Source organism: Paenibacillus sp. J31R109 (assembly GCF_059692055.1).
The window spans coordinates 204120-214068 of sequence record NZ_JCAUAR010000005.1 but is presented as its reverse complement, the minus strand read 5'-3'; the positions used below and the strand labels follow the sequence as shown (position 1 = coordinate 214068).

Annotated in this window: 7 protein-coding genes; 1 reads left to right on the top strand and 6 read right to left on the bottom strand. The window is 44.6% G+C overall.

All coding sequences use genetic code 11. The features are described 5' to 3' along the window. Window positions 1-163 precede the first annotated feature (163 nt). Window positions 164-868 (bottom strand): GDSL-type esterase/lipase family protein, encoded by a 705-nt coding sequence (locus AC58QT_RS16155; RefSeq protein WP_497409891.1) that lies wholly within the window; start codon window positions 866-868, stop codon window positions 164-166. Between the two features lie 3 nt (window positions 869-871). Beyond that, on the bottom strand, window positions 872-3100 hold the full coding sequence (locus tag AC58QT_RS16150; protein WP_497409890.1) for a GH92 family glycosyl hydrolase: 2229 nt from the start codon (window positions 3098-3100) through the stop codon (window positions 872-874). Between the two features lie 149 nt (window positions 3101-3249). Between AC58QT_RS16150 and AC58QT_RS16145 the strand changes: the two genes are divergently transcribed. Then, window positions 3250-4125: an AraC family transcriptional regulator gene (locus AC58QT_RS16145; RefSeq protein ID WP_497409889.1), complete on the top strand. Its 876-nt coding sequence runs from the start codon at window positions 3250-3252 to the stop codon at window positions 4123-4125. Window positions 4126-4170: 45 nt separating this feature from the next. Here the strand turns inward: AC58QT_RS16145 and AC58QT_RS16140 are convergent, their stop codons facing one another. The 4 genes from AC58QT_RS16140 to AC58QT_RS16125 form a co-directional block, all read right to left on the bottom strand. Then, complete coding sequence (locus AC58QT_RS16140; protein ID WP_497409888.1) at window positions 4171-5367, bottom strand: S-layer homology domain-containing protein; 1197 nt, start codon at window positions 5365-5367, stop codon at window positions 4171-4173. A 157-nt stretch (window positions 5368-5524) separates the two neighbouring features. Next, a complete protein-coding gene (locus AC58QT_RS16135) occupies window positions 5525-7408 on the bottom strand; it encodes a glucosidase family protein (RefSeq protein WP_497409887.1) in 1884 nt (627 codons plus the stop codon). A gap of 28 nt (window positions 7409-7436) precedes the next feature. Further along, window positions 7437-8828, bottom strand: coding sequence for a glycoside hydrolase family 32 protein (locus tag AC58QT_RS16130; protein WP_497409886.1), 1392 nt, complete (start codon window positions 8826-8828; stop codon window positions 7437-7439). Between the two features lie 48 nt (window positions 8829-8876). Next, the gene (locus AC58QT_RS16125; protein ID WP_497409885.1) at window positions 8877-9896 is read right to left on the bottom strand and encodes a LacI family DNA-binding transcriptional regulator; all 1020 of its coding nucleotides are present in this window, start codon (window positions 9894-9896) and stop codon (window positions 8877-8879) included. Between the last annotated feature and the right edge of the window lie 53 nt (window positions 9897-9949).

Sequence of the window (9949 nt, the reverse complement as noted above, 5' to 3'; positions counted from 1 at the left end):
TCATTATTCCACCACACACCAGCTAGCTATTGGATATGATCACTTCTAAAGATCATGAACTTTCATTAATGGAAAATGAGAAAGAGGCTATCTCAAAAGTCTATGTAGACTTATTGAAACGCCTCTTTTTTCATCATGGACCGATCAATATAGTTTTGTATACTTAGATTTCTATGCCTTTACGTCCTAATTCTTCACGTAAAACATCTGCCATAATGTTATAGCCAAGTACATGCGGGTGAAGTCCATCGTCTGCAAGCCCATCGCGCAACTCGTTGCCTTCTTCTCTGATCATTTGCGAATGGTAATCGACGTAAATAGCTTCGTGTTTCATAGCTACTTTTTGAAGTTGCTCGTTTACACGGCAAATGCTCTCGTTTCGTAGCGCATTATTTCCCGATTGTGGCATATTCGTTGGCAGAATAGAACAGATCACTGGGATGATCCCGTGTGCTTTCGCTTTTACTATCATGTCCTGAATATCATTAACAAGTGCTGGTATGATTTGCTCCGCAGTTCTCTTATGCTCGATTATCGCGCCATCCAACGCCCAGAAATTGTTCACGCCAATTTTAATCACCACAACCTTCGGCTTCAATTGAATGACATCGGCTTCAAATCTTCTTAACACATGGCTGCTAATATCTCCACCAATTCCTCGGTTTACAATAAAACGACTGCCACGTCCAAAATAGGCATTCAGCTCCCACATATGCGTAATTGAATCGCCAATAAATACAAAATCAACGGGTACTTTGTGCGCGATTAAGACCTCGTTGCCTAAATCAAATTCTCCTCTGCGGCTATCCGCTGCAGCAGCCGTTGCAAAGAAACCTGGTTTTACTATGTCCACACGTTGTAATGTCATATTTCATTTCCCTTCTGATTGAATTTGGAGTGACATTGAGTAGGGCAAATGCTTATTCTCTACCTGTGTATGCGTCGGTGTGTCCGACATGGCAAACTGGATGACAGCACCCTTCATAAGTTGATCATGCGAAAAAAATAAAGGAAGATGCCGTTGATTGTTGACATGCACACTTTCTACATAACGGTGACTTTGCGCGATGTGATCGGCTTCTATCACAATCTGTTTGCCGTTCTCCAAGTGAAGCGTCATCCGCTCAAACATCGGACTCCCAATCACATACTCAGGTACACCGGGACATAATGGATACATCCCCATGCAGGCAAAAATGTACCAAGCGCACAAACTCCCGTTGTCTTCATCACCGGGTAAGCCATCAGGTGCAGAACTAAACAGTTCTTCTGCCGTTTTTCTAACCCAGTATTGTGTTTCAGCAGGTGACCCTGCCGCTGCAAACAGGTAAGGGATATGAAAGCTGGGTTGATTACTGATGGCGAATTGACCGAAGTTAATCGAGGCCATTTCCGACATTTCATGGATTTCAAAACCATAGCTGCCCACTTTAAATGAGGGTTCCGTCGTCATTAACTCGCTTATTCGGGCTAAGAATACTTCTTTTCCTCCCATTGACTCTGCTAATCCAGCGATATCATGTTGAACAGCCCAGCTGCACTGCCAAGCGCCGCCTTCACAATAAGCACCACCCCATTCAAATGGGTCGAAGGGTTCCACCCAACTGCCATCTGCGTTTCTCCCTCTCATAAAACCTACGGAAGGGTCCAATAATTGGGCATAATTCCTTGCCCTATTCATTAGAAGCGTGTAGTCCTCATCTTTTCCAAGACTTTTCGCCAGTTGCGCAATACAAAAATCACCATATACATAATCCAATGTATTGCTCACACTCTCGTGAAACTGATCCCCTGGCAAATACCCATATTCTTGGTAAGCACGAACACCTTTCCTGCCGAAATGACTATCTTCCGCCGCTTGACAGGCATGCTTCAGCAAGCCTTCATAAGCCGATTGCGCGTCATACCCTGCTATCCCTTTGACTGTAGCATCTGCAAAGACTGCATCAATTAACGTACCCGGCATTGCACTTCGTTCGCCAGGTGAAGACCACTTCGGCATCCAACCGCCTTCCTTATAGGCGTTAACGTAAGATTCTAAGATTTCACCTAAACGAGATGGACACAGCAGACTGAACAATGGATAAGAGGTACGATACGTATCCCAAAATCCATTGTCACAATACATGGGTCCCTGAACGATTTGACCGTTGTATGGACTGTAATGCACCTTTTCCCCCTTCTCTGTAAACTCATGCCACATCCTAGGAAACAAGCAGACGCGGTATAAGCACGTATAAAAAGTGCTTAATTTATCTTCATCTGGATCTTCCACTTGTATGCGATTCAGCGTCTTTTCCCACGCTCGGGCTGCCTCCTCACGCACCAAATCGAATGATTTTGAACCAATTTCCTGTGAAAGGTTGCTTATCGCTTGCTCCAAACTAATAAAGGAAGTGCCCATTCGAAGATTAACCTCGCCTGAATGTGGGAGTTTAAGTCCAATAAAAGCACCTGTACCATCTCCTACTTCATGTAAGCGTAGGGATGTTTCGCCATCCCCATCCCAAATACCGCTCGCTTGCACATCCAACTCACAATCCAAATCAATTACATAATACATCGCAAAATTCTCAGGAACTCCACCCGAATTCGCACGGGTATACCCAGTTAACCTGCTGCCGTTAGGGTCTATGGTGATGGATGACTCTCCCTTAAATGGCGCAACAATAACCCTCGCCTCTTGCAAATCCTCAAACGTTATTCGCATACTTGCACAACGTTCTGTTGGACTCAGTTCGAATAACGAATTATAGCGTTGGAGCCGTACACGGAAATAATCGGGCTTAACCGTCATCTCTTCACTTCGAAAAGAGGACGATCGCTTGGCAGCCGTCAAGGCAAGTGGACCGGTTTGCGGCATAATCGTTAGGTGTCCATAGTCCCCAATCCATGGGCTTGGCTGATGCGTCAGTCGAATTCCTTCCAAATGACGATGTGAGGGATGAAAAAACCAACCTCCGCCTCCTTCATCGGTTTGAGGACTCCATGCCGTCATGCCGAAAGGTCGTGCAACTAGCGGAAGTGTATTCCCATTGGAGAAACGAAAGGTAGAAGCTGTCCCCTGCAAAGGATTTACATAGTGCAAAACATCCATCATTATAACAACCTTCCCTTTGAGTGTGTTTTCTTCATTCTAATGACTCCTTGCCATCACTTCCTATCAATATTATGGAAAGTATCTCATTTTTTAAGATTTTAGATTATGATACAAGTAATCGAAATTCTACTAAGGGAGTGATTCCTTCCGTGATTCCTTTTAACCTGCCTGGAGACCAAGAACTGCACGAAGCCTTTCCCTATACATTTAAAATTCATAAACTAACTGCCGATATTCCTCCGCATACGCATAATTTTCTTGAATATACCTACGCTTTTTACGGCAGCGGCACAGAAATTATTAATGGCATCGAACGTCCTATCGGGCCTGGTACCTTCACCCTGCTGCTTCCGCATCAAGTGCATCAAATCCGAATAATGCGAGGTCAGGAACTGCATTTATATGTTGGAGCCATCGGATTGCAAGCCATCTATAGTTCTGATGAGTCTATGGCAGCTTTTAGCGATATACTGCTTCGTGCAGGCACGGAAGGTGAGCCTTCCTACCAGTTGGAGGATGAACTGTCCAATCTGCTACTTCCTATTTTCCAGAGCATGCATCAGGAAATTCTCAGCCATCAACCTTTAAGCCAACTCATGTTTAAAACGAAACTAACTGAAGCTTTCATCTTATTAGAACGCAATTGCTTTGCTCACCCAGACACACCAACACAAAGAACCCCTAAACATAGAAAGGGGAAAATGTGGGAGATTATTCTCTTTGTCTACCGACATTTCCGAGAAGACATTAAACTGGAAACGTTGGCCGAACGCTTTTATCTAAGCGTCCCTCATATTAGTACTTCTTTTAAATCAATCATTGGCGACAACTTTCATAATTTTCTAGAAAAAATACGCATATCGCACGCTTGCAGTTTGCTCATTTCTAGCAATATCCCCGTGACCTCTGTCTGTTTCGAGGTCGGGTTCACTTCCTATTCCACCTTCTCGCGCGTATTTAGAGAGAGGCTTACCATGTCCCCTTCTGATTATCGCAAGCTCAATCATGGTCATGGTTCGAACTAACATAGGATTACACAAGTCCCTAGCGTACCATTTACAAAGAGCACCTTAATCCTCACTACGTGGATTTGAGGCAAAAGCATGCGTGGATACAAATATAAATCTGACCCTCTGCGTTGTCTGATCAAATGTAAATGAAATCACATACGCATTGTTAAAATCTACAATTTGTGAGCGAGATGGCCGAGGTACTAAATCGTCACCGACTTTTTCATAGTAATATTCAGCTATTCCATCTCCGCCGTATCCATCCGTTCCATACGTTTGGAGCACATCGAGCAACGTATTTTCATTAAGTATAATCCGTTGATTCGTCTGGAAATGAGACGGTAGGAGGGAAGAATCATCAATCGACCAAGCGTCCATCCCGCCATTCTTATCAAAATGAACAGAAAGCTGCCCGTATATCTCCATGTTGACTACATTTTGTTCCTTAGAAAACCCATATTTCGTATCAAAAAATGATTTAGGGGTTCCAAATGGAATCACAGCTTTTTCTTGTTTATCTATCAAATTCAAATCTTCTTTCAACATGGGAACCGTTACGAAGTCTACAAGATTTGCTTTGTCTTCGAAGTTCAGAGGCGGCAAGAGCTTAGGATCTGAGGGAGCCATTGGCCTTTGTTTAATGTTACGTATCCCCTTCAATTTCATTGTTCGAATCCATTGTACAGCCTCTGCTCTCGTTAGAACATCGCTGCCAGAGAAACCTTCTAGGGTAGGTGATGTCTTACCGGACGCAAGCCCCATGCCAAGCAAATAGGTAATGGCCTCATCGCCTTGATAATTGACGCCCTGTGCAGCAGCAATAATCTCAGCTGCGTGCCCTCTTGTAATTGGTGTAATCCTTAATGATTTATCGCTAGCACCTTGTACAGGGTGTTTCCACATGGAGGCAAGTCGATAAGGACCGTCCATCCAATCTTCCCCTTTACTCACGGGAAGCGCTGCTCCAAACGCTTTATACAAGGTTTTCAAAAATTCAGCCTCGTTTATCGAACGGTCAGGCTGATAGCTTCCATCTGAGTAACCATCGATCATTCTGTGGATGATTGCCCATTGAAACACACGCTCCGCCCAATGATTCTTCAGGTCAGAGGGGTTTAAGTGAAAATCAATCCATCTAAATTTCACCTGTTCAGCAATCTCACTTGAATTATTTGAAGTGGCCAACGATACCGTGTTCACCATCAACATCGTGAGTGTTATTCCGCAAATCATAGAAACAATATGTTTTGGAACCAATTTGTCGTCCTCCTTTTTACAATGAACTAAGTTAGATTACCACTAATTCCCTATTCTTGTATATGGATGTCCGTTGCATGACAAAAAAATCGAATCAAACAGCTGAATGTTTGCAAAAAAAAGATGGTGTTTACAGGAGTAAACACCATCTAATCATTTAACCCTCTTTCAATATACAAGGCACGAATATTTCTTCACCAGCTGCAACAACGAAGGTTCTGCAACTATTACCAGGAAATAAGGCTGAAAGATCAACCTTAAAGACTCGATCCGACTTGGATAAATTGGTCAAACTAAACCCTGATGACGTGTACTCATAAGCGATTTGAAAGTGGGATTGCTGCAATTCAACTCGCCCATAGCTTCGCAGTTTGGGTTCTATTCTCAAATCCGCCTCCAAAGAGAACCGTATACCTACATACTCATGGATTAATACCCAGGAGTAGACACAAGGATATTCATAATAATGGGCCGCACCATGCCAATCCTTCCCATCTACATAGTAAACATAATCCATATCATAGCGTTCCCCCATGATATAGCCTTCTTTGGCTGCCTGCTCCGACACACGCAGTAATTGTCCAGCTAACATGTCCCGATCTTTTTGCCAGGACCAGAAGGCTGCATCCCAGCACCAATAGCGTCCGGCTGCACATAAGTCGTAAGGTCCGCCATCGCCAAGCTCGGTGTCCGTATACTGGTCGATTTCGGCAGCTACGAAGCTAGGAAAACGCTGAAACGCTGTGCGTTTGGCATCCATCAGAGCCATAACCGCCGTTTCCTGTTCTGCCGTAGCATAGCTGAACAAAACCGGCAATTCATTTGCCAATAGATGAATATGATCATGTACTTCGCCATGGCGGTCAACCCAATCGACAAATCGGCGATTAGCGGGATCCCAGTAGCCGTTTGGCAGTGGCTCAACCATAACCTCTGACAAACGTGATGCTATTTTAGCGTAACATTCCGCTTTATCTTCACGTTGTAAGTACTGTTCTAATTGGCTGAGCAACTGAAAGGAATTGGCAGCAAGTGCCGTAGCCAAAGATTCCCGTCCATCCTTCATCACCTGATCTTCGTAATACACATCGGACCACAACCGCCCTTTGCGGTCGATATAGGCCTCGATTCCGCTGGCAGCACCTTCAAGATCTTCGATATGTCTGCTGAGCCACTCTCTATCTTTTGTTACAGCCACATAGAGCCAAGCTGATTCCAATACTTCAACATTGCCTGTAATGAGGAACATGTTCGCATTCGCCTTGCCATCCAGGGAATTTCGCCGTACATGATACTCTCTAGTTCCATCTGGTTGAACAGCGCAAGGATTCCTCCACAGCTCTTGGGGATCTTCTCTCATGAGCTTGAATTGAAGCTCCATCATTCGACGAATGATGGCAGTATCCAGATCATTGCCCCAGGCCATTCTCCCTTTAATTTGAAATTCATGATCCACATCCGGGTAAGTCCCTGCGTATGCAAGCTTCATTAGTGTGCTCAACACAAATCCATCCGATTCCGGGTAACTAGCAGCTTTTGTTTTTTCAATGACAGTAGGAAGCATGGTTCCCCAATAAAAAGCGGCTAACGTTTTCCCTAGTTGTTCCCCATTCTCAAAGTCAAATCGGTATCGGTTGCCAAAACAATCTGCGTAAGGTCTGCACTCAAATGGGATTAACTCACAACGATTAGAAGCAACATGTACCCGAATCTCCTGCTCAGGATCTGCTAGAATTCGAATTGTTCCTTCTGCTCTAATTAGCCATGCGTTATCGATTGAATCAGGATCCTTGGGCAATACCCAAGCATAAGAATCTCCTTCAAGATCCATACTTCCTTCATCCATCGGCAGTACATACCACTGTTTGGATTTCTGCAGGACAAATGAGGGCCCGAAGCCAAAACAAAGCTCAATCGTCTGAGTTCCCTCTGCACGTACTCTCCAAATTGAGTCTTCTTCATGAACTGACTCCGCCTTCATAGATTGAAGAATGCCTAACGGAAGTTTGTGCTTACTATCTAAATCAGAAAACATCGTCATCTTCTCAACTCATTTCGTATGTAGTATCTCAAGACCAGATGGAAGCCATCTCCCATACACAAAACCTCTGCAACAAGACGTCCTTATCACCCAAAGCAAAGAGACTTACACCATCGCTGGACGCCAAAGTTGGATATATCCTTGCGGTTAGGCATTGCGTATCGTTGATAAATACCTCTAACACGGAATGATCTAAGAACAGATGCACCTTAACCTCATCCTTCGCAGTGAAATCAACAGTACCACTTACCCTTGATTTATCAGGCTGCTCTGACAAGCTGGATCGCGTCCTATCTATTGAAATTTCCCCTTTGTCTGGTTCGAAAATAAGAACCGTTTCCTCTTCACCCTGAGGTGATCGGAGCAGTTTAATTCCGAATGGCTGTGAGTCTGATTCAATATGAAAAAGAGCGATCATTTCCAATGCCCGTCCATGAATTTCAAGGGGCTCGTTACCGGAGAGAATTCGCTTATTGTCCAGCCGATACTCATTTCTTCTTAGTATCTGCAATTCAACTGCCGGCTCCATGCGCAACGTCTCATCAGGTGCCAAAGTTAATACACGAGGTATGGATTGCATACCTGCCCAACCCGCATTTCCTTTGAATTCGCCTCTTGCAGCTTCAGGTATCCAGCCCCACAACAGACGTCGGCTATCCGGACCTATCATACTGTTGGGCGCATAGAAGCCATCCGAACCACTGCAATCCATCACACCACGAATCTCAGGCGTAAAGGAGTAGTCCGAGTTCCATGTCCCTATCGCATACTTCACTTGACCCGCAGGCGAGTATATCAATACATACTTATTTCCAAGTTTAAAGAAATTCGGACATTCCCAAATTCCCTCCGTGCCTTCATGAAGTGTGTTCAAAAACTGCCACTCTGTTAAATCCGAAGAACTGTAAATTAGCGCACACCCCTTGTCCTCGTGGATCCCGCCAACTACCATGTACCATACGTCCCCTTCCTTCCAAACAAAGGGATCCCGCCATTCTTTAATTTCCATGTCACCGTGAGCTTTCAGACTTAATACAGGATTCCCACGATATTTCTCCCAGCTCAGCATACCGTCACGACTGGTCGCAAGCCATTGCTCAGGTCCATCGGTTGCATTCCGCTCACCAGCTCCGATACTTGTATAGAGAATTGTCGGCACGCCTTCATTATCTACGGCACAGCCTGAAAAACAATGAAGCTCCCCCAATTCGTGCGAAGGAGTCAAGGCTATCGGCAAATGTTCCCAGTGTACCAAATCCTTGCTTTTAGCGTGTCCCCAATGCATGGTGTCCCAATGATCCGCATACGGGTTGTATTGATAGAAAAGATGATATTCTTGATTCACATATAACAACCCATTCGGATCGTTCATCCAATTGTTCTCAGGAAGAAAATGATAAATCGGTCGGTATAGATTCATTTCGGCATTCCCCTTTTAATGTGATGCGGCTATAATTTTGCTGCCTGCTTAACTTTGCGTACTCTGCCTAATAATAAGCTTAGGTTCCAACACCGTCACTTTCTTCACCTTTTCCTTCTCGATCAACCTCGATAAAATTTCCATAGCTCGAATCCCGAGACGTTCACTATGTTGTGACACCGTTGTGAGTTCAGGGTTCATCGCCGAAGAAAGCTGTGTGTCGTCAAATCCGGCAATAGCTAGGTCTTCTGGTATTCTGACACCATGAGAAATAGCTGACTTCATCGCGCCAATGGCCGTGTAATCATTGATACAGAGAATAGCTGTTGGCCGATTGGTCATCGTCATAAATCGATCCATCAAATGATGACCATTTTGCATGGAGAATCCCCCAAACAACACATGATCCTTGCGAAAATGAAGATTATTCAAGGCTAGCGTAGCTCGGAAAGCTCTTAACTTTTCCATCGTTGTCGTCGTTTCTGAATTTCCTCCAAGAAAGCCAATATGGCGGTGCCCTTGATGAATAAGATGCTGCACAACAAGCTGCGTACCTGCATATTCGTCTGTTTTAACTTGGTAACAAGGGTTTCCTGGAAGGCTTCCGTTGATCAAAACAATCGGAATTTTCCTCTGAATATTCACGACTTCCTGCACGAGGGCATCTGGACAGTGACGTGCATTGACGCGCCCTCCCATGAAAATGAGCCCCTCCACTTGTCTTTCACAGAGTTGACTCAAATATTCCGACTCTCGATCGAAATTGCTGAACGTGTTGCAGAGAAAGAGGGTATAGCCCAATTTCTGTGCAGCGATTTCAGCCCCTCCGAACACTTCTGGAAAAAACATGTTGGTACTGTCCGGAATCAACATGCCGATCATCCCTGTTTTCTTATTCACCAAACTTCGTGCGAGGGCATTGGGCTGAAACTTATGCTTCTCGATAATGGCAATGATTTTCTGTCTGGTCGATGCCCGCACAGGGGCTGTATCGTTCAGAACACGTGAAACCGTTGCAACAGAGACATTCGCTTCGCGGGCAATATCATAGACCGTGACAGATTCCAATACAGACACTTCCATTTCATCAATGTAACCATGATATAAAGATCGAAGGCCTG